Consider the following 20,393-nt stretch of genomic DNA (forward strand, 5'->3'; position numbering starts at 1 on the left):
TCCTATTTCAAACGCAATATTTCATAAAATAGATGAGCTTTTTTCATCCGACTTCGTTATGGTATAAGCTAACGCATCCATTGAAGCGCAGGCCGAGACCTCCACGAGTTTCGGATACCATGTAGGCATCTGCGTAATTCGGAGCTGGCTCGCGAGATCCCTTCAATCGTCCGGAAGCGGCGCCTTAAGGTGGTCGAGAAACGTCCGGAGCGCGGACGGCACCTGTCGGTGCGAAACGTAGTATGCATGAAAACCCGGCCCAGTAGACGACCAGTCCGGCAGCACCACTTCGAGCAGACCAGCCGCCAGTTTGTCCTCGACGCGTGCGCGCAGGCAGTAAAAGAGACCGCCCCCCTCCTGCGCCATGCGGATGGACAGTTCTGAATCCCCGAGCGTGAGCAGTCCAGGGACGTCTAGGGTAACCATGCGGTCTCCGTCGCCAAGCTCCCATTTGCAGACGTGGTCTGTACCGGTTCGGATCCGGATGCACTCGTGCGTCAAGAGATCTTCCGGCCGCTCCGGCCGCCCTCGTTCGTTGAGATAGGTTGGAGAGCCGACGACGATCCATTCAAGTTCGGCAGTCAGACGCGACGCGATCATCCCCTCGGGAACTGTTCCTCCATAGCGGATGCCCGCGTCGAAACCTTCGGCGACCATATCGATAAAGCGATCCTCGACGCTGACTTCGATCTCGACATCTGGGTAGTTGCTGCGAAAACTGTGCAGTCGAGGAGCGATCAACAGCTCGGCGGCGTCACGCAGCGTGGTCACTCTCACCCTGCCCGTAGGACCGCTCCTGAAACTGTCCAGGAGATCCATCGCAGCCTGGATGCCGAGGAAACGGGGCTCTAGTTCGGCAAGCAGTACTTCGCCGGCGGCGGTGAGACTGATGCTCCTGCTTGTCCGATGAAACAGACGGACGCCGAGACGGGCCTCCAAACCCCTGATCGAGTGGCTGAGAGCGGAGCCGGAAACGCCGCGAAGCGCGGCCGCCTTTCGGAACCCCCCCGCCCTCGCGATCGCGACGAAAGTTTCAAGGTCGGCCAGATCGGCCCGCGTGGATAGCATGAGTTATGGATACTCCCACTTCGACTGAATAAGATCGTCCTGGCCGATGCCGACCTTGCTTCAGACGGCTGGCGTCTTCAATCCTTATTCAACCAACCTGGCTTTGGTATGTGATGACCACGGAAGCAGTCAAAAATTTGACATTAGTTGATCCATGTCGGATCCGGGGAGCTACGACGGGAGAGGGGCCGGGTCGCTGAATAGCACCTCCGGGATTAGATCGTCATGCAATGAAGATCATCTTGTCCACAGCCACGAGAGACGGCACCGGTTGGAACGGGATACCACCTCCGCGCGGGCGGCCTGACAGTCCCGGAGGTTCAAGTTCTGAGCTTTCGAAAACGCCGGCTACCAGTCCTGCCGGGTTGGATGGACGACAATGTCGTTGATCGTGATCTCTGGGGGCTGATCTAGGGCATAGACCACGGCTTCAGCCACCGACGACGGCGGAATACCTTGCTTGTTGAGCTCTCCGGCGATCTTTCTGCCCGACTCGTCATGAACCTTGTCGGCCCAGCCGGTATCGATCACGCCAGGGCTGATCATAGACACCTGGATCCCACTTCCCACGCCCACCTCCTTTCTGAGGCTTTCGGTGATACCGCGTATGAAGAACTTCGTGGCTCCATAAACGCCTGCCGCCTCGCCGACATGAACGCCGGCGATAGAGCCCATATTCAGGATGCGGCCGGACCGGCGCTCCAACATCGACGGCAGCACGGCGGCAATCGCATGTAGATAGCCACGCAGGTTGGTATCGATCATCTTGTTCCAATCGCCGACCGCGGCATCCTTCCAATAGGAAAAGAGCATGAGGCCCGCATTGTTGACCAATATATCGACCGGGCCGTACGTCGTCGTGGCGAACGGGACGAGGGCCTTGGTACTCTCAAAATCCGTGGCATCGGCAACCTTGTAGCTGGCAATACCTCCGGAACCGGCGATGTCTTCGACAATCTGACTGAGGCGTTCCTCATTGCGGCCGGCAAGGACGACGCGCGCACCTTTTTCCGCCAATCCTTTGGCGGTCGCTGCTCCAATGCCCGAGGAAGCTCCCGTGACGATTGCGACCTTGTCTTTCAGATGTGCCATGATGTGCTCCTTCACTGCGGTTGGGTCAGTTCGGCTTGCCGGGCGGCTTTAACAGGCTCCGGGGTTGTCCGGTTTTCCAACACCTGCCGCTTGGTATTCTGGTCTCCGCCGACGACATGGTCGATGTCGTTCATGAGGGCCTCGAAGCCCTGCTTGGCGACGAGCGTCTTGTCGTTTTTCTGCTGGCCACCGAGCTTCGTATCGCCCATCCCAGCGTTCGCGTGGAAGTCGCTGTTGGTGGCGCCCGGAAGGAGTGCCGTCACCGTGACCCCGGTCGAGCGCAACTCCTCGCGCAGAGATTCCGCGAACATGTAACCGAATGCCTTCGACGGGCCGTAGACGGTTTCGTATGGCGTGGGCAGGGTCGCCGAAACCGAGGATGTGATGAGGATCCTGCCGCGGCCGTTCTTGACCATATGTTGGACGACGCGTTTGGCCATATGGACGGTCCCAGTGACATTGATTCTAAGCAGGCGAAACTCATCCTCGAGATCGTTATCGACGAAGGCGCCGCCGATACCGATACCAACGTTCAGAGCCGCGGCTTCCAGTGGGCGCCCCAGCCCCTGCGTGAAAGTCCAGAAACCCTCAACGCCATCGTATGTCGAGGCATCCGCTTTGAACGGATACGCTTCGGCGTCAAGGCTTCGTAGCGCATCGGCGGCCTCGTTTACCTTGTCGCTTGAGCCTGAAATAGCAACGTCAAATCCATTCTTGGCGAATTGTTTGGCAAGCTCGAAGCCTATTCCAGATGAGCCGCCCGTGACCATTGCGAGTGGTTTATTACCAGTCATGATTTCACTCCTTTGGTTTTATCAGCACCACGATCGCCTCGAGGCGCTGGTGACCTAATGCCCGTGGAGCCGGTTGGTTACATGAGCAAAATCGATCGGGGCGGTGAGCAAAAATCAACCACCGATCTGGCAGATACCAGGAGTGAGGGACCTTTTGGTCGCGTTCGCAGCCAAATTGACGAGGCATTCCCGACGTCACGAAGGCACCCAAGAGTGAACACCCCTCATCGGTGCGTGCGATCCAGCTCACTTCAAGTGGTCGGCGGAGTGGCCTATGTTGTTAGGAGGATGAGCTGTCGTTCGCAGCCAGCAGATATGGTCCGACCACACAAGCGCCCGCGTAGCGCTGGTGCCTTCGGCCGAGAAAATCCACCGCGACGGCGTGTCCGGCACACCTTCCAGCGGTGACGTCCAATGACGGGAAAGACAAAGATGAGCGAGAGAATGAACAGTATCGTTGCTCCTGGCCGCGTTGCGGTCATCACGGGAGCTGCGAAGGGCATCGGCTTGGCAATCGCGAGGGCTCTCGCGGCCCGCGGCATGAAGCTCGCATTGTTGGATCTCGACACCCACGCACTTGATGATGTTACCTCGACACTCGATACGGACACTCTGGTTGTGAGCGGCGACGTCTCGGATCTATCGACACTGACGAGGTTGCAGGACGAAACGCTCTCTCGGTTTGGCGACGTGGCCATCCTTGTAAACAACGCGGGCATTACGCAAGGAGCCGGCCCCTGGGATGATCCTGTAAAGTGGCGACGCCAGATCGATGTAAACTTCGGAGGTGTTCTAGCCGCACAACACGTCTTCGTGCCCTACCTGATCAAGGCAGCCCGACCATCGGCGGTCGTCAACCTCGGCTCCAAGGAAGGAATTACAACTCCTCCAGGCAATGCCGCCTATTCGGTGGCAAAGGCAGCTGTCAAGGTGCTGACCGAACAGCTGTCGCACGAGCTTTTGAAGGAGACGGGAGGTCGTGTATCGGCTCATCTCCTCGTCCCTGGCTACACGTGGACACCCATGAACATCGCACTCAAGCCGAAGGGCGCTGCCAGGCCCGATCAGGCATGGACCGCAGAGCAGCTGGTGGAATACTTCCTGGCCCGTCTGCTCGACGAGGACTTTTACATCATTTGTCCTGATAACGCGGTCACGTCTGCGATCGATGCCAGACGGATCCGCTGGGCGGCCGACGACGTGATCCTGAACCGGCCGGCGCTTTCACGCTGGCACCCCGACTGGATGGATAAATTTGCAGCCTGGATGAAGGTAGGCCACTGACGGTGGAATGTTTGTAGAGGAGCGTAGTCCAATGCCTAGACCCTATGTAATCTGTCACATGATGTCGCCGCTGGATGGCCGATTGATCGTCAATGATTGGGCCGAGGCAACCGGCCATTCGGTCGATGAGCTCGTGAAGATCTATGACGACCTGCATGAGAAGATCGGCGCCGACGCCTGGCTTTCGGGAAGAGCGACGGGAGAAGAGTTCGCGGACGCCGTCGACCATCCCTATCAAACAACCGGCACGGCCGCGCGACCGATCCGTATCGCCAACCCGGATGCCGACGAGTTCGCTGTTATCGTTGATAAGGACGGTCGGCTACGCTGGGACAAGAACGACATTGAGGGGGCTCACCTTGTCGTCCTGACAGGATCTGACGTGGATGATGCTTACCTGGCGGGCCTCACCCAGGCTGGCGTTTCCTATATCGTATCGGAGAAAGATGGCGTCGATCTGAAAAACGCGCTCGACGTTCTCGGAACCGAGTTCGGTGTGAAGCGCTTGATGCTGGAAGGCGGGGCGCAAACTAATGGCAATTTCTTGGATGCGGGTCTTGTTGACGAGGTCAGCCTAGTCATCTTCCCTGCGATCGGAGGCAAGTCGAATACACCGGCCATATTCGAGGGCGGTGAGGATGGGCTTGCCGGCGGGGCGAGGCTTACGTTTATCAGCGCCGAAGCCGCTGGCCTCGGCTCCGTCCATCTGAGATATCGCGTTGAACGTCCATAGGAGAAGCCCACAGGAGAAGATTGTGGAAGGGCTCCCCCCATCAAGGGCCGAACTTGAGATTCGGGGACAGGTGCCGCCTTGCGCGGCATCTACCCGAAGGATCGTTGGCCATATTCACTTCCTCTCCTGCGGTGCCACTCTAAGCTGCACATTGGATCCTTCCAAAGCCGCGCGGACGTCGATTGGCGGTTCCTGGTCGGTGATGATAACTTCGAACTCGTCAATGGTGGCCAGGACATGAAGAGCAGTATGATTGAAGCGCTTATGGTTTAAGAGCAAGCAGCGACGCGCGGCGCTTGCAATCATCGCTCGCTTCGAGCGGACAACGTCATCATCCATATGGTAGACGCGCAATCCAGAAACTGCCGGCGTTGAGATAAAGGCGATGTCGGCGCTGAGACGCGACAATGCCTGTTCGGCGACGACGCCGAAAAAACCATTGAACTTCATCGAATAGCGTCCACCGACCGCAATCAGGTTGATCCCTGATTCCGTCTTGAGCCGATCGATGACCGCCGCATTGTTGGTGATCACCGTCAGCGGCCTCCTCTGAGGCAGCAATTCCCCGAGCACCGACGCCATAGATCCGTCGTTGACCATCACCGTCATGCCGGGCTCGACGAGTTCAAGGGCGGCCTCTGCCATCCGGCGCTTGGCCTCGCCCTCCTGCTGCTGGCGAAACCGGAAATCGCTTTCGAAATGGCCTCCTGCCTCGATCGTTGCCCCGCCACGGACCTTGCGAAGCATCCCTGCCTGCTCAAGATCATCCAGATCCCGGTGGATGGTCATCTTGGATACAGCGAACCGATCGGATAGGTCGTCGAGATCCACCACCCTCTGCGCGACCAACAGGTCCATAATGGCCTGCCTCCGATCATCTCTCTTCATATTCTAGTCCTCCGGCGCACTAATCCGATCCTTTAACATCAAGATCCGACGCTACAAATCACATGCAAACATCATTTTTCGTTAGTTTGTGTTGCTCTATTCGACAACGCCCGTGACGCTGCTGGCATGATGGGACACGTGAAGACGCATGATGGTGCGATTGCACCACTCCATGCATGGCCGAAGGCGCTCATTTTCTAACGAAACAAGGATGGTTTGGAGGTTCAAGCGCAAATATCATCGCCATGGAGAATGGTCCCGCGCGTCAGCCGCGCACGGAAGACGGAGGCCTTGTCCTCCAGGGTGAACATCGCGGACTACCGGGCCGTCATCAAAGCGGGCGCGAATATAGGGCTTCTTCACCGGGCAGATCACCGTAGCGGGCAAGGTGTTTGGAAAAGGCCGGAGTCACTGTGAACTGACACCCGGCCTTTTCTCTGCTTATCGCCTTGGGAGGACGATTGTGAACGATGCAGCTTGGCGTTCGCGCTGCTTCAAATCGATCAAACTCTTGATACGTCTCCGTCGGCCACACAAATCTCGACGAGCATGAGCTGGCGAGCCGTCAGACGCGAGGGATAGATTTTTGACAGCTGCTCCTCGTGCATGGGAACAATTCGTCGTTCGTCCATACCAACGATTTTGAGCATCTCCTCGGCGGACTCGATCAGACGTGTCTGGCTGCCATTGGCAAGGCCCGGCGGCACAAAGCAGGGATCGGTGGCGTCCTCACCCGTGAGGTTGCTGTAGGTGTAGATGACGTCGCCGGACAGGATAAACTTGCCGTCTCCACCGCCGGTCTCCACCACCACATATTGCGATCCTGCGGTATGGGTGTCGAATGCCGGATAGACATGAACGCCTGGCACCAGGTTTTCCCGCTCTCCCTCCACCAGCTCCAGGCGGCCTTCGATATTTGCCTGGGTCAGATAGAGGATATCCGCCGGATTCAGTCCGGCCTGCAATGAACGGAAGCGCCGACCCTTTGCCAGAATCCACATCCAGGATTCCAATTCTTTTTTCTGAATGAAAATCTTAGCATTTGGGAAGAACTTTAGGCCGCCAATGTGATCGAAGTGCGCGTGCGTGAGGATGACATGCGTGACGTCATGGGGCCTGATCCCGCATTCCCCGAGAACGATTTCCGGAGGCGTCCAACCGGTAACGCCGATTGAGTTGGCGATCTGGCCTCCGAAATCGGCGGCGTCGTGACCGGCATCGACCAGAACGACTGCATCTCCTGACTTGATGAGTATGTATGCGAACGGCAGGTTCATCGTGCCCTGATTATGGGCGCCGTAAAAAACCCCGCTGACCGGGTGCACCGGGCTTCGAGAGTATTCAAGCACCCAGATCGAATGCGTTCCCATGGTCTTCCTCCCCATGTCCAAGTAGGGACCCTCCACAGCATGCTGTCGTGTCGAAGGTCGACGTGCCTAAGATGGCGGCCGATCGTTTCAGCTCGATCGCCGCATTTGAAAGCAGCCCCAGCAGGGGTGCATCTGAAACCAGGACACCGCGCTGCAGGTGCTCCTCCGCCTCGACAAGCAGGCCATCTGCCCGTCCAAGATGGGAGAGTGCGTGGCCCTGCCCCGCGAGACCGCGCAAGCCCGCAAGCGAGGAACGGACGGATCGCTTTATCTCTGTGGCGCGATTAGCGAGTTCTCCAATCAAGAGGCGCATGCTCTTCTCCCTCAATGCCATATGCATGAAGGAGTAGATCGCGAGGAGCTCGCCATATGTCCTGACGAGCGCCTCGAGGCATGCGCGCGCCTCCGGCGATGGAACCGAACCCACGAGCGCTTCACAGCGGAAGCCGCCGAAAACGGTGCCTCCGCTGGCCATCATCGTACAACCGTCGGCAGCGGAGCGTTTGACGGAAGAAGGCTCGCCTCAGTCAAAGCGTCCCAAAATGCAGCGGGTATTGTCTCGTTGATCGCCTTCACGTTCTGCTCGACTTCCAATGCGCTCTTTGCACCCATGACCAGCGTGGCCACTGCCGGATGCGCATAGACGAATTGCATCGCCGCTGCAGGCAAGCTCACCGCATATCTTAAGCAAATGCTCTCGATGGCCTTGACCTTTTCGACGACGGCCGCCGGAACCTTGCCGTAATCGTAAGTGGCCGCGGGACCGCTTACGCCGGTCGCGAGGATCCCGGAATTGAAGATCCCGCCGGCGATCACGGAGACGTTCCGCTGGAGCAACTCGTCGAACGCGGCCTCAAGCGGGGTATGATTCAAAAGGGTGTAGCGGCCGGCGATCAACGAGCAGTCGATCGGAAATTCACGGGCGACACCCACGACAGACTCGGTCTCGTTGACACCCAGACCAATGGCCGATACGGCTCCGCTGGAGCGAAGTTCGTCCAGTGCCTTGTAACCGGAGGCCCGCAACTGGTTCCAATAGAATTCGCTCTGGTCGCCGTGCCATGCCCGACCAACGTCATGCACGAGAAGAACGTCAATATAGTCTAGGCCGAGGCGCTGTTGGCTGTCTTCGAATGCACGCATCACGCCGTCATAGGTGTAATCGTAGGTATCGAGAAACGGAAGCGGGTCGATCCACTCGATGCCGTAGACGGTCTCTAACTTCTTCGTCCTGCTTGCGGGCTTCAATACGCGTCCGACTTTGGTGCTTACCACCACGTTTTCGCGCAGCTTGTTCGCCCTGAGGGCATGGCCAAGATAATGCTCCGACTTGCCGAATCCATACATCGGCGCGCAATCGAAATAGCGGATGCCGGCCGCATACCCGGCGAGGATCGTCGCTTCGAATTCGTCGTAGGAGACATCGGCGTTGAAGCCAGAGAGCGGCACTGTGCCTAGCCCAAGCGAAGTTACCTGAACTTTGCTTTTTCCGAGCGGCCTAGTTTCAAGTTCGGTCATGTGATCATCCCTAGATGTCGATAGGAGGCGTCGAAGCGATGTAGCTTCCGCCATGCCGTCATTGTTCGGGTAAAGCCCGTGTCCCAAATGCGTGTCATGTCGCCGGCGTCTGCCGCCAACCACACCAGAAATGCTTGATGGACCTCCGTGGCCTGACTCCTCCATCGGCAAAGTGTAAGGTATAAGGTCATACCTATAGAGGCAAGCGTTTTTTGCGTGCCGCCATCCGCAATTGCTTAAAAATGCCGCCTACGCGCAACGGGGCGCGGCAGCTCGTCTCAGCCGATCGTTGATTGCCCTGCCAAGGCCAATCAGAGGCACAGGGGCGAATGCAATCACGTCACTCGCGCCGGCCAAGGCGTCGGCTTCACTCATGGCGGTGTAGAGGTTGCGGGCAGCTTCCTGAAGGTCACCGGAAGAAGACAGCGTCAATTGACAGCCCTCGCACTCCGGTCCGAAACCGACCCAGACCATATTGGCGGCAGGACGGTCGACATTCATCTGAACGGCGGCTTCCGGAGCATAATGGCTCTTTAGCTGGCCTGGTGCCGAGACTTTTTGGGGCCCAGTGTCCTCGTCAATCGGGCCGAGTAAAGCTTCCAGTGCCTCCCGCGGAACTGACCCGTGGCGTAGAATGATCGGAGATCCGACCAAAGACAGAATAGTCGATTCCAGGCCGTGATCGCATATGTCTTCTTCCACGATTCCCGAAATCCGTCCGTCCAACTGGCGGACAACTTCCACGAAGCGGGTCGAGGTGACCTTCCCGGAACGATTGGCTGAAGGCGCTGCCACCGGAAATCCGACGGCCCGGATCAGCCGTTGGGCGACACTCGACGAGGGAAATCGGATTGCGACATTTTTCATGCCCGCGGTAACTGCGGTTGCGAGCCCCGCGTCTTCCCGCTTTGGCAGGAGCAATGTCAGAGGTCCCGGCCAAAAGCTGGCAGCAGCCAACTCTGCCTCCGGATTGAAATGTGCCATCCTGCGCGCCATTTCCACGTCCGAAACGTGGATAATCAGGGGATTATGCCGCGGGCGTCCTTTGGCTTCATAGATGCGCTCGATCCCGGCGGGGCTGCTGGCGTCCGCGCCGAGCCCGTAAACCGTCTCCGTCGGAAACGCGACAACTTCGCCATTTCGCATGAGCCGGGCGGCAGCTTCAATCGCGCTGTCGCTGACGTCAAAATGACGGGTGGTGGCCATCTTTTTTCCTCGCGCTGGTTCTGGAAGGGAGCAGAGATCGATACGACCAAAGCCATTGGCTCAGGAGGCCCGGTTCGGCGTGCCTCCTGACAGCCTCAACGTCGTCCCCGCTGAGCCAAACTCAGTTCAAGCCGACTACGCTATGCGGCACGTATGGCTCCTCGAGTTCGCGGACCTCGTCGTCGCTTAGCTTCACGGCCAAGGAAGCGACGGCATCCTTCAGATGCTGTAGCTTCGTTGCGCCGATTATAGGAGCCGTCACGCCCGCCTTTGTGTTAAGCCACGCCATCGCAACGAGGGATCGCGGGACGTTCTTGTCCTCTGCAATCTTTGCGACGACGTCTACGACGCGGCGATCCGCCTCGTCCGCGTGACCGTAGAACCGAGCGGTGACATTGTCGGTCTCGGACCTCAAACTGCTTTCCTCCCAAGGCCGGCTGAGGCGCCCGCGAGCCAGCGGACTGAATGCGATGATCCCCACCCCTTCAGCTTTACAGAGCGGCAACATCTCCCGCTCTTCCTCGCGATAAAGGAGGTTCATCTGAGCTTGCATCGAAACGAAACGCGACCATCCGGCAGCGTCCGACTTGTAGAGCGCGCGCGCAAATTGCCATGCGTAACAATTGCTGGCTCCGATGTAGCGAACCTTGCCGCTTCGAACGAGATCGGTCAGCGCTTCCAGCGTCTCTTCGATCGGGGTCGAATTGTCCCAGAAATGAATTTGGTAGAGGTCGATGTAGTCGGTCGCCAGCCGCTTGAGGCTGGCCTCAGCCTCCGCGATGATTGCTTTGCGGGAAAGTCCGACCGCATTCGCTCCGTTGCGCATCTTGCCGTAGACCTTGGTGGCAATGACAACCTCATCACGCTGCACCATCTCCCTGAGCAGCTTGCCGATGATCTCCTCGCTGGTGCCGTCCGAGTAGGCATTGGCCGTGTCGAAGCAGTTTATGCCCTGTTCGAGTGCCTCTTTGATAAATGGCCTACTGTCGTCTTCGGACAAGGTCCAAGCATGGTTGCCGCGATCGGCGACGCCGAAACTCATGCAACCAAGAACCAGTTGCGAAATTTTGAGACCTGACCGGCCAAGCTGACGATATTCCATCTGTCATCTTCCTTCTGATACGGTTTTAGAGCCGAACTTGGCGAGCGACTGCGCCAGCTCTGGATGAGATTTGGCATATTCATGGAGATCGATTCCGGCGACCGCGGCATCCCAGGCCGCACGAACCGCTCTGACACCCGCCGACGGCCCGCCGGGATGGCTGACGACGCCACCACCACAAAGGTAAAGGTGGTCAAGCGTCTGCTCCGTCCTTCGATAGGTCTCAGGCGCCTGTCCACCCCATTGACCCGAACAAACGACCGGTAACGGGCGGTCGGCATCACTGAAGATCGGTTTCTGGAGATCATGGAACGACTGAACGAAAGACGCGTCCGGCTCCCAGTATTTGGCGGCAATGCCGTTGATCTGGAATTGGTCGACGCCGAGAAGTCGCCAAAGCTGTTGGTAGACCGAGAAATCGAACCCAAGACCAGGATGTCGGGTGAGAAGATCCCAGCCGTTGCGATGGGCGTGCAAGACAAGGGACGACCGCCGACGCAGGAACAGAAAAGCGCCCATGCCGATCGAATTGATGTTGATGACAGCGGCGTTTCCACCCTCGCGCACGACCAAGTCGTGCTTGCGAACCATCTCGTCGGGATCGACGTCGGAAATGCCGAAGGCATACATCACCTTCTTGCCGGTGCGCTGCTCCTGATCCCGGATGATCGGCATGATCGCTTTCACCCGCGCCTCCAACGAGGAGTACGGTGGCGACATCAGTTTCTCGTCGTCCTTGATGAAGTCGACACCGGACGCGACGAGTTCAGCAACCACCTGCGCCGTTTCGTCCGGGGTGAGGCCGAGCGCGGGCTTGATGATCGTGCCGATGATTGGCCTATTGTAGACGCCGGTCAGACGCCGGGAGCCTTCGATCCCAAATTGAGGCCCCGGGTAGACGCCTTCAAACTCTGGAGGCAGCTGCAGGCCGACGACCCTCAGCCCGGTGAATTCCTTGATCGACCAGACCCCGCCCAATGCAACCGTGGTGACTGCCGCAAGGTCAGTTCCGACGGCCTCCAGGGGATAGGCGATTGTTGTCTCCGCTCGGTTGAAGACTTCGCCCGCTGCAGGGAGCGAGGGAACCTCGACAGAGTCCAGTTTCTCGAAAGCGACCACGCGCGCGGCCGCGCGCGCCTTCAGTTGCGGCGTCTCTCCCGGCAGGTCAACAAATGTACCCGTCGACTGGTCGCTTCCGATCTTGACCGCCAAGGCCTCAACGCTCCCGGCGGTCTCAATCCGATAGGTGACCAGAATGTCCGAGGGCCTGCGCTGAGCCAGATCCATCGCTATCATGCCTCCGGAACTGGCGCGGCTTCAGGGATGAGGCCCGACGACTTCAGGTCGGCCCAGAACGCAGCCGGAACCGGCGTCGAGATCGCGGCGACGTTTGCGGCGACGTGTTCGGGCGCCAGCGCTCCCTGTACCACCGCGGTCACTGCAGGATGTGCGTAGACAAATTGTGTCGCTGCAGTCGCAAGCGAGACGCCATGGCGCTCGCAGACGGCTTCGAGCGCCTCGACCTTGCGGACGATCGCTTCAGGCGCGGGCTGGCAATCGTAGGTGCGGGTGGTTGTCATCGACTTGCTACCCTCGGCGAGGATGCCGGAGTTGTAGATGCCAGCCGCAATGATACCGATGCCGCGACGCTGCATTTCTGGATAGAAATGGTCGAGAGCGCCGTGGTTGAGCAGGGTGTAGCGCCCGGCGACCATGGAGCAGTCGAGATCAAATTCCTCTGCCACCTGCAGGACCGACGCGGTTTCATTGACGCCGAGGCCGATGGCCTTCACGGAGCCTGTGCTGCGCAGCTCGTCACACGCCTTGTAACCGCTCGATCTCAGCGCCGAAAGGTGGGTGCTATACGCCTCGCGGTGCCATTCGCCGCTCACGTCGTGGAGATAGAGGATGTCAATGTGGTCCATACCCAGGCGCTGCTGGCTATCTTCGAAAGCGCGCATGATGCCGTCATAGGAATAGTCGTAGTCATCGACGAATGGCAGCGCCTTCACCCAGTCGATGCCGTAAAGGCTCTCGGCGCGCTTTGCGCGGCTTTCCGGCTTGAGTATCCGCCCCGCCTTGGTGCTGACCACGACCTTGCCGATGAGATCGTTGTTGCGAAGGACATGGCCGAGGGAATGCTCGGACTTTCCAAGGCCGTAAAGGGGCGCGGTGTCGAAATAGCGGACACCCAAGTCGTATGCCTTGAGGACGACCGCCTCGAAAGTCTGGAAGCTCACATCGACATTGCACCCACCGAGCGGCGAGGTACCCAGCCCTAGCGAGGTCAGCGTCACATCGGTCTTTCCAACTTTTCTCTTCAACATGATGGTCGATCCTATTTCCCTGGTGTAAGGCGGACGGCCGTATGGGCCGTCCGCCGTTGTCCGATTACATGTACTTCTCGACATTGGTGGAATCGAGCACGAGCCACGGCACGACGTAGTCCTTCTCGGTGCCGCCCTTCCATTCCATCAGCGAGCCCCAGATTTCGGACTGCGGCTTGTAGCTCTCGCCCTTGATCGCCCGCAGTGCGAGGTCGACCGCGCCCTGGCCTTCGGCGCGGGCGTACTTGTAGAGGCTGACCGCCATCTCGCCCTTCTTCACGGCGCGCTTTGCGTCCGGAATGCCGTCGATCGCAAGAACGGGAACGGTCTTGAGATCGATGCCGGCGCTCTTCATGGCTTCGATCGCGCCAAGCGCCATCTCGTCGTTTTCCGCAAGGACGCCGTTGATCTCACCCGGGTGTGCGAGCAACCAGTTCTCCATGAGCGCCTGACCCTCGGCGCGGCTCCAGTTGCCTGTCTTGTCTTCGATGAGCTTGAGGTTCGGGAACTTGGCGAGACCAGCGTCGATGCCTGCGCGGCGCTCGATCTGGGCCGACTGGCCGATCGGACCCTCCATGAGGACGACGTTGCCGCCGTTCGGAAGGCGCTTGGCGAGTTCCTCAGCGATGATCCGGCCGCCTTCGGTATCGTTAACGATGATGGACGCGGTGTATTTCATCGACTTGGTCTTGAGCGCCGACACGATAAGCGGGATTTTCGCTTCGGCGGCCTTTTCGATCGGCGGCGCCGAGGCCTCGAGGTCGAACGGTGACATGATGATCGCGTTGAATTGTTGGGTGATCGCTGTGTCGATCTGGTTCGCCTGTGTCAGTGGATCATACTTGCCGTCGAAAACGGTGATCTCGACCTCGCCCGATTTGACGGCGGGATGGTTCTGGATTTCCGTCGACCAAGCCTTCATGTACTCGCCGGACTCACCGAACGAGAGAGCCGCGATCCGAATTTTGTCCTGCGCGAAGGCGAAGTTCCCGCCAGCCAACGTCGCTACGGCGATTGCCATACCCACACCCGCATTGAGCAGGTTCCTCCTAGACATCTGCATTTCATATTCTCCTCTGGTTTAAGATACGTCCGGACGCGACACGCTGGGCCGGACATTGTCGCCGGCCTTCCCCGGCGGCAATTTCGGGATTGGTCTTATTTGCGGATTTGGTCGGCAATGACCGCGACCACGATGATCGTGCCCTTGAGGACCTGCTGGTAGTATGAAGACACGCCCATGAGGTCCATGCCGTTGTTGATCGTGCCGATGATGAGCGCGCCGATCAGTGTGCCGAGCAGCGATCCGCGGCCGCCCGCAAGGCTCGTCCCGCCGATCACGACGGCGGCGATCGCGTCAAGCTCATAACCGATGCCCGCTTGCGGCAGCGCAGCGGTGGTGCGAGCCGTCAGGACAAGCCCCGCAAGACCAGCCAGGAGGCCCGAGATCAAATAGGTCGCACCGACGATCACCTTGGTGGAAATGCCGCTCGTGCGAGCCGCCTTCTCGTTGCCGCCAACTGCGTACACATAACGGCCGAAAGTCGTATAGTTTAAAACGGTCCATCCAATCAGGAAGACGACGAACAGGATGACGATCGGTACCGGGATATACATGATCTGCCCGGAGCCGATCCACTTGAAGGGATCCGACAGATTCGGGATGGGGCGTCCTTCCGAAAAAATCAAGGTGAGACCGCGGGCCACGCTCAACATGCCAAGCGTCACTACGAACGGCGGGACCTTGACCGCGGCAACAAGCACGCCGTTCACCAAGCCGAGGCCGGCTCCCGCCGCGAGGCCCGCAAAGATACCGAAAAGCACGAACTGCTCGTTGGTCTCCGTTACGAGGCTGGCGGCGATCATGCCCGCGAGCGCCATTACGGAGCCGACCGATAGGTCGATGCCCTTAGTAAGGATGACGAAGGTCACTCCGATCGCCAGAATGCCGTTGATCGACGACTGGCGAACGAGATTCAGCCAATTCAACCATGTCATGAAGTACTGGTTCGCGAACGCGAAGAACGCGACGATCAGGAAAAACACGAGAACGATGCTGAACTGCCTGATCATTTCCCCGGCGCGGAAGTTTCCGGGCTTCGCCGCAGCGATGGTATTCATTACTCAAGTCCTCCCGTGAATGGGGCTATGACCGCTCATCAGCTCGCCATGTCCAGAAGCGTCTGTTGCGTTGCTTCGGCACCGTCGATGATGCTGAGGAGCTGCCCCTGTTTGAAAATCGCGATCCTGTCGCTGAGCTGCATGATCTCCGGTCCCTCCGAGGAGACCACGAGGACGCCGTTGCCCTTTGCCGCGAAGTCTCGCAGGAACGCGTAGATCTCCTGCTTGGAACCTTCGTCGATGCCACGCGTCGGTTCGTCGCAAATGAGAAGCTTTGGATTTGTCAGAAGGCACCGGGCCAGCACGACTTTTTGTTGGTTGCCCCCTGACAGAGTTTCGACGGCAACATCTGGCGACGCCGACTTGATCCTCTGTGAGACGATCATGTCTTGAACTGCGCTGCGCTCTTTGTCCCCGCGGATGAAACCGCTGATGGCCATCAAGGCCAGCGATGAAAGCGTGATGTTGTGGGCGATCGATGCCGAGAGCACGAGACCACTGTCCTTGCGATCCTCGGTCACCATCGCCATTCCACGTTGAATTGCGTCCTTAGGACTGCCTGGCTTGACCTTACCGCCGTTGAAGACAACTTCGCCTCCCGTTGGTGAGTGCAGCCCGAATATTGTCTCGAGGAACTCGGTTCGTCCGGACCCAAGCAGCCCGTAGATTCCGACCACTTCGCCGGACGCCACGTCTAGCGAGATGTCTCGGAAATGAGGCCCGCGCGCCAAGTTCGAGACCGAAAGCAGGATTGGCGCGTCTTCGAGAGGCTTGCCCTTCTCGACCAGCTTGACTTCACGGCCGACGATCTGTGTCACAAGATGACGGCGGTCGATGTCTTTGATGTTTCCAGTCTCGATGAAACGGCCGTCGCGGAAGACTGTGTACTCATCCGCGATCTCGAAGATTTCGGTGAGTTTGTGAGACACGTAGATAATTGCGGAACCGCGCGCGGTGATCTTGCGGAGCGCGTTGAACAAGACATGGACTTCGTGTTCGCCGATAGCAGATGTCGGCTCGTCCATGATGACGATATGTGCCCGATAGCTGAGAGCCTTCGCAATTTCAACGAGCTGAATCTGGGCGAGGCTCAGCTCCCCCATCTTCTTGGCAGCGTCGACTTCAAAGCCGAGTTCATCGAGGAATGCCTCGGCGTCCCTGCGCATCTGGCTAAAATCGACGAGCACGCCAAGTCGCTTCGGCTCGCGGCCAAGGTAAAGGTTCTCGGCGACGGTCATCTCGGGGACGGGGGAAAGCTCCTGCGTGATGATCGCGATGCCGTGACGCAAGGCGTCAGCGGCGCTTTTGAAGTCGACCTGCTCGCCATCGATCTCCACTATCCCTCCATCGCGGCGGAGCAGTCCCATCGTGATGTTTAGGAATGTCGACTTGCCGGCGCCATTACCGCCGCACAAGGCATGGACGGTCCCGGCCTTTAGAGTTAGTCGGCCATCAACGAGCGCTGGGACGCCGTTGAACGACTTTTCCACGCCCTCGGCCCGCAGAAGCACGCGTGCCGAAGACGACTGCGCAGTTCCCTGAACTGTTATCTTCTCAGTTGCGTTGACCATGATATGACGTCATACCTCATAAAAATCCAAATCTATGCCTCGTGTGTTCGGATCGCCTGCCTTATTGGATCTACGCGGCGTCCAGTTCGAGGATCGCGCGTGCCTCCTGGGGTGTAGCGGGCTCACGTCCGACCTTTTGGGCAATCTCAACAGCGCGCGATATGACTTCCGCGTTCGTGGGTGTGCCGAATTCGCGATAGGGATAGTCGCCTATTCCAATAGCCATGTGGCCGCCCAGACGGCAGATCGCAGGAGCAATGTTCAACAGATTGCCCCCAAGGCAATTGACCGTCCATTCGATCGGCCGGTCGTCGGGCAGAAATGCAAGATGCGCCATGAGACCCGCCTCGGTCGGCGGATGCCCGGTAATGTATCGCCCTCCCGTTAGGTGCAGGAGAAAGTAGGCGGGCCCCCTCACAAGGCCCGCGTCCATCAGAGCGATCGCGCGGCGCGTGAACCCGACAGACCAGGAAACCAGCTTCGGCTTTACGCCCTTTTCGGCCAAGGTACGCGCGTAGTGCGCGAGACTTTCGGTCGTGTTGAGATACAAACGTTCTGGATTTTCGAACCTGCGCGTCTCGGCATCCCAAAGCTCGAGATTGGCCGAACCGGTATCGATGGGCGCAATATCGGGCTTCGTAGCAGGGTCCAATGCCAGGGTTGCGACCGTGTCGATGCGCTTCATGGCGTCGGCATCATTCGAGATAAAGCCGAGCGTGGGAAGGATGAGTAGATCGGTCGCCTGCCTGACTTCGCGGATGATTTCGGCGTTTGCCTCAACGGTGTTTGTCGCACCGCCGTCGGCTGTCCTGGCATGATAGTGCAGAATCGCCGCTCCCGCCTTGCGGGCTGCAACGGCGGCCTCAACGATCTCGTCGGCGGTGTATGGGATATTAGGGTTGGATGTGCGCGGCGCGTACTCGTTGACCCTGGCTTCGAGGATGATTTTCTTTTGCATCTTTCGCTCCTTACGCCGCCAGATAACCAGAGGTGCCCGCCTTTGCCCGCAGGAAGAAGTCATCGGCACCAATCTGCCCGCCCTTCAGCATGACTTCGAGGCCATCGACTTCGGCGTCGCCCGGCGCATCCAGGCGGCAGACATGGCAATTTTGAACTTCGTCAAAAACGGCGATCTCGAGCGCTTCGGCGCCGATTGTCCGCATCGCATAGCTCGAACTGTCACCGCCCGAAAACACGATCCGCGGCAAGGAAACCGCGCGGCGCACGGCACGCGCAACGTCACAGTAGATGGCGCCCAAGCGTTCCGCGGGAACATCGCCGCCGGGCAGACGGCCGGTTTCCCCGCGAGCCGTGTAGATGATTGTAGGTCGACCGCGCACAAGGCTCTCGATCGCCTTCAAAGCAGCCTCCCGCGCAACTGCCTCAGCATCATCATCGGACCGGATTGTCGAGACATCCAAGTGGACAAGGTTCCACCCGGAAGCTTCGGCCACCGCAATCTGGCGCCCGGTTTGCAGGGCGCAACTGCCTGATAAGACGAGTAGATTTTCGACGCCGGCAATCTCCGTCTTGACGGGCTCCGCCGACGATAGCAGGCCCAAGCGGGCCCAAAGAGCGCCGAGTTGTTGTGCCAAGCCTTGAGCTGCTAGCGCGAACATCGGACGTGTCGGATACCGCGCCCAGAGCAGATCGGCGACAGCCACAAGATCCGCATTTTCGAGCCCATCGAAAATGACCCCTGCCCCCTCTTGGAAGGCCTTGAAGACACGCTCCTCCATTGCCGAGCGGTTCCGGATTGCGGGAAGCGTGACGTTGACGAATTCCTTATCTGTCTGCCCAGCCAGATGCATGCGCAGATCCGCCTCATGCATTGGCGTCCTGGGGTGGCGCGACATGCTCGGGTGCCGGTCGAGCCGCTCAATCCTGTCGGCAAAGCGCGCGAAATGATTTCCGAAACAGGTGTAGCGCCCGAAGTCCGGGGTCGCGGCGAGGACTGGAACGTCCCTCTTGCCGAAGTGAGCCGCAGCGCGCGCCAGAACAGCACCATAGCTTCCAACGGTGGGCGATGAGTCGAACGTAGAGCAGATCTTGTATTGGATAAGCGGACTGTTGAGGGTGCGCATGATCGAAAACGCACTGTCAAGCTCCTCGTCGAGCTCGACGCCGGACAACGCCCTTGCGGTACCGGCGAAGCCAAGCACATCATAAGACAGAGAATCTGTTGACGCCGTCTGTGCTGAAGGGCGTGCGAGATAGAGTTTTCCCTTCACACCACTGCGATGGAACTGCGCCAGGTTTTCGGAAGAACCCGTGAAGTCGTCGCCGTAAAACACGGCCTTGAGCTTGCCAGCTGATGTCATCGGATCCTCCCAATATCCCGGCCGAGGATATCTTCCTCCATACATCAGCCGGGCTTCACTCTTGACAATACTCATAGAAGCAGCTCATAACTCTGTCAAGGTCATACCTTATACCTTATACCTCATATCGAGAAAATTGGAGGACGACGAGATGAGACTTTCTGGACGCACTGCCGTGGTGACGGGCGCTGGCCGGGGCATCGGACTGGCAATCGCTGAAGCCTATGTTCGCGAAGGCGCGAATGTCGTTATCGTCGACCGCGATCTGGAAGTGGCGAACGAAGCCGCCGAGCGGCTTGGGGAGCGGGCTTTGGCCGTCCGCGCCGATATTTCCGTCAACGAAGACGTTGAGACGATCGTTAAGGAAACGATTGGCCGATTCGGCACGGTCGACATACTCGTGAACAACGCGGGCGTGGGCGCAACCACTCTGTTTCTCGAAAGCTCACGGGAGGAATTCGAACGCGTCGTCCGGATCAATCTGACCGGAACATTCCTCGTGGCGCAAGCCTTTGCTCGGATCATGGCCGCCAAAGGCTATGGGCGGATCATCAATATCGCTTCGCTGTCCGGTCAGAAGGGAGGTGTCGGGCGTTCGGCCTATGGAGCCTCAAAGGCCGGCGTCGAACTCCTCACGAAGGTTATGGCGGTCGAACTCGCGGAATCGGGAATCAATGTGAATAACATCGCACCGGGCCCGATATTGACCGAGGTCTCGAAAGTCATGCACACGGTCGAAACGCGTGACGCCTATCATCGGCTCGTTCCGCAACGCCGTTATGGCGAACCATCGGAAATCGCTGATGCCGCGGTGTTCCTGGCGAGCGACGATGCTGCCTATATTACGGGGCACACCCTGAACGTCGACGGCGGCTTCCTGGCCGCTGGCCTCATGTTCCCATTCGATCCAAAAGCCTCGAAGCGGCTGGGACAAATCAGCGAATAACCTGGAGAAGTGGCCAGTTCGACGTTCGGCATTTGTCGCAAGCGGGAAAACG

General features: G+C 58.8%; 19 protein-coding genes. 3 read left to right on the top strand and 16 right to left on the bottom strand.

What is annotated here, in order from left to right; genetic code table 11:
* Positions 1-162 precede the first annotated feature (162 nt).
* The 3 genes from ATY77_RS20035 to ATY77_RS20045 all read right to left on the bottom strand — a co-directional run bounded on the left by ATY77_RS20035 (position 163) and on the right by ATY77_RS20045 (position 2,954).
* Positions 163-1,068, bottom strand: coding sequence for a LysR family transcriptional regulator (locus tag ATY77_RS20035; RefSeq protein WP_088688519.1), 906 nt, complete (start codon positions 1,066-1,068; stop codon positions 163-165).
* 348 nt (positions 1,069-1,416) lie between these two features.
* Complete coding sequence (locus ATY77_RS20040) at positions 1,417-2,160, bottom strand: SDR family oxidoreductase (protein WP_088688520.1); 744 nt, start codon at positions 2,158-2,160, stop codon at positions 1,417-1,419.
* An 11-nt stretch (positions 2,161-2,171) separates the two neighbouring features.
* Entirely contained in the window at positions 2,172-2,954 is a 783-nt protein-coding gene (locus ATY77_RS20045) for an SDR family NAD(P)-dependent oxidoreductase (protein ID WP_190237661.1), read from the bottom strand.
* 432 nt (positions 2,955-3,386) lie between these two features.
* Here ATY77_RS20045 and ATY77_RS20050 point away from each other — a divergent pair, with 432 nt between their 5' ends.
* Both ATY77_RS20050 and ATY77_RS20055 read left to right on the top strand, forming a co-directional pair.
* A complete protein-coding gene (locus tag ATY77_RS20050; protein WP_088688522.1) occupies positions 3,387-4,238 on the top strand; it encodes an SDR family NAD(P)-dependent oxidoreductase in 852 nt (283 codons plus the stop codon).
* Positions 4,239-4,269: 31 nt separating this feature from the next.
* The gene (locus ATY77_RS20055) at positions 4,270-4,971 is read left to right on the top strand and encodes a RibD family protein (protein WP_088688523.1); all 702 of its coding nucleotides are present in this window, start codon (positions 4,270-4,272) and stop codon (positions 4,969-4,971) included.
* A 114-nt stretch (positions 4,972-5,085) separates the two neighbouring features.
* On the opposite strand, the gene ATY77_RS20060 is transcribed toward ATY77_RS20055, so the two are convergent.
* The 13 genes from ATY77_RS20060 to ATY77_RS20120 all read right to left on the bottom strand — a co-directional run bounded on the left by ATY77_RS20060 (position 5,086) and on the right by ATY77_RS20120 (position 19,395).
* The gene (locus tag ATY77_RS20060) at positions 5,086-5,859 is read right to left on the bottom strand and encodes a DeoR/GlpR family DNA-binding transcription regulator (RefSeq protein ID WP_088688524.1); all 774 of its coding nucleotides are present in this window, start codon (positions 5,857-5,859) and stop codon (positions 5,086-5,088) included.
* Positions 5,860-6,362: 503 nt separating this feature from the next.
* Positions 6,363-7,229 carry an N-acyl homoserine lactonase family protein gene (locus ATY77_RS20065; RefSeq protein ID WP_088688525.1) on the bottom strand — a complete coding sequence of 289 codons (867 nt, stop codon included), beginning with the start codon at positions 7,227-7,229 and terminating at the stop codon, positions 6,363-6,365.
* Positions 7,201-7,542: a hypothetical protein gene (locus tag ATY77_RS20070; RefSeq protein ID WP_245314367.1), complete on the bottom strand. Its 342-nt coding sequence runs from the start codon at positions 7,540-7,542 to the stop codon at positions 7,201-7,203. Before ATY77_RS20070 ends, ATY77_RS20065 begins: the two co-directional genes overlap by 29 nt.
* Before the next feature lie 161 nt (positions 7,543-7,703).
* Complete coding sequence (locus tag ATY77_RS20075; protein WP_088688526.1) at positions 7,704-8,747, bottom strand: aldo/keto reductase; 1,044 nt, start codon at positions 8,745-8,747, stop codon at positions 7,704-7,706.
* 249 nt (positions 8,748-8,996) lie between these two features.
* Positions 8,997-9,953 (bottom strand): L-threonylcarbamoyladenylate synthase, encoded by a 957-nt coding sequence (locus ATY77_RS20080; protein WP_013984677.1) that lies wholly within the window; start codon positions 9,951-9,953, stop codon positions 8,997-8,999.
* A gap of 121 nt (positions 9,954-10,074) precedes the next feature.
* The gene (locus tag ATY77_RS20085) at positions 10,075-11,055 is read right to left on the bottom strand and encodes an aldo/keto reductase (RefSeq protein ID WP_013984676.1); all 981 of its coding nucleotides are present in this window, start codon (positions 11,053-11,055) and stop codon (positions 10,075-10,077) included.
* A 3-nt stretch (positions 11,056-11,058) separates the two neighbouring features.
* Positions 11,059-12,342, bottom strand: coding sequence for a 3-oxo-isoapionate-4-phosphate decarboxylase OiaX (gene oiaX / locus ATY77_RS20090; RefSeq protein ID WP_088688527.1), 1,284 nt, complete (start codon positions 12,340-12,342; stop codon positions 11,059-11,061).
* Between the two features lie 5 nt (positions 12,343-12,347).
* The gene (locus ATY77_RS20095) at positions 12,348-13,382 is read right to left on the bottom strand and encodes an aldo/keto reductase (protein WP_013984674.1); all 1,035 of its coding nucleotides are present in this window, start codon (positions 13,380-13,382) and stop codon (positions 12,348-12,350) included.
* A 64-nt stretch (positions 13,383-13,446) separates the two neighbouring features.
* The gene (locus ATY77_RS20100) at positions 13,447-14,445 is read right to left on the bottom strand and encodes a substrate-binding domain-containing protein (protein ID WP_245314368.1); all 999 of its coding nucleotides are present in this window, start codon (positions 14,443-14,445) and stop codon (positions 13,447-13,449) included.
* Between the two features lie 95 nt (positions 14,446-14,540).
* Positions 14,541-15,503: a sugar ABC transporter permease gene (locus ATY77_RS20105; protein ID WP_088688529.1), complete on the bottom strand. Its 963-nt coding sequence runs from the start codon at positions 15,501-15,503 to the stop codon at positions 14,541-14,543.
* A gap of 38 nt (positions 15,504-15,541) precedes the next feature.
* Positions 15,542-17,074: a sugar ABC transporter ATP-binding protein gene (locus ATY77_RS20110; RefSeq protein WP_088688530.1), complete on the bottom strand. Its 1,533-nt coding sequence runs from the start codon at positions 17,072-17,074 to the stop codon at positions 15,542-15,544.
* A gap of 70 nt (positions 17,075-17,144) precedes the next feature.
* Entirely contained in the window at positions 17,145-18,032 is an 888-nt protein-coding gene (locus tag ATY77_RS20115; protein WP_028753509.1) for a 3-keto-5-aminohexanoate cleavage protein, read from the bottom strand.
* 10 nt (positions 18,033-18,042) lie between these two features.
* Complete coding sequence (locus ATY77_RS20120) at positions 18,043-19,395, bottom strand: four-carbon acid sugar kinase family protein (protein WP_088688531.1); 1,353 nt, start codon at positions 19,393-19,395, stop codon at positions 18,043-18,045.
* A gap of 151 nt (positions 19,396-19,546) precedes the next feature.
* On the opposite strand from ATY77_RS20120, the gene ATY77_RS20125 reads away from it, so the two are divergent.
* A complete protein-coding gene (locus tag ATY77_RS20125; protein ID WP_004129782.1) occupies positions 19,547-20,341 on the top strand; it encodes a 3-oxoacyl-ACP reductase family protein in 795 nt (264 codons plus the stop codon).
* Positions 20,342-20,393: the final 52 nt, after the last annotated feature.

The sequence above is a fragment of the Rhizobium sp. R634 genome (assembly GCF_002211305.1).
Taxonomy (GTDB): Bacteria; Pseudomonadota; Alphaproteobacteria; order Rhizobiales; family Rhizobiaceae; genus Rhizobium.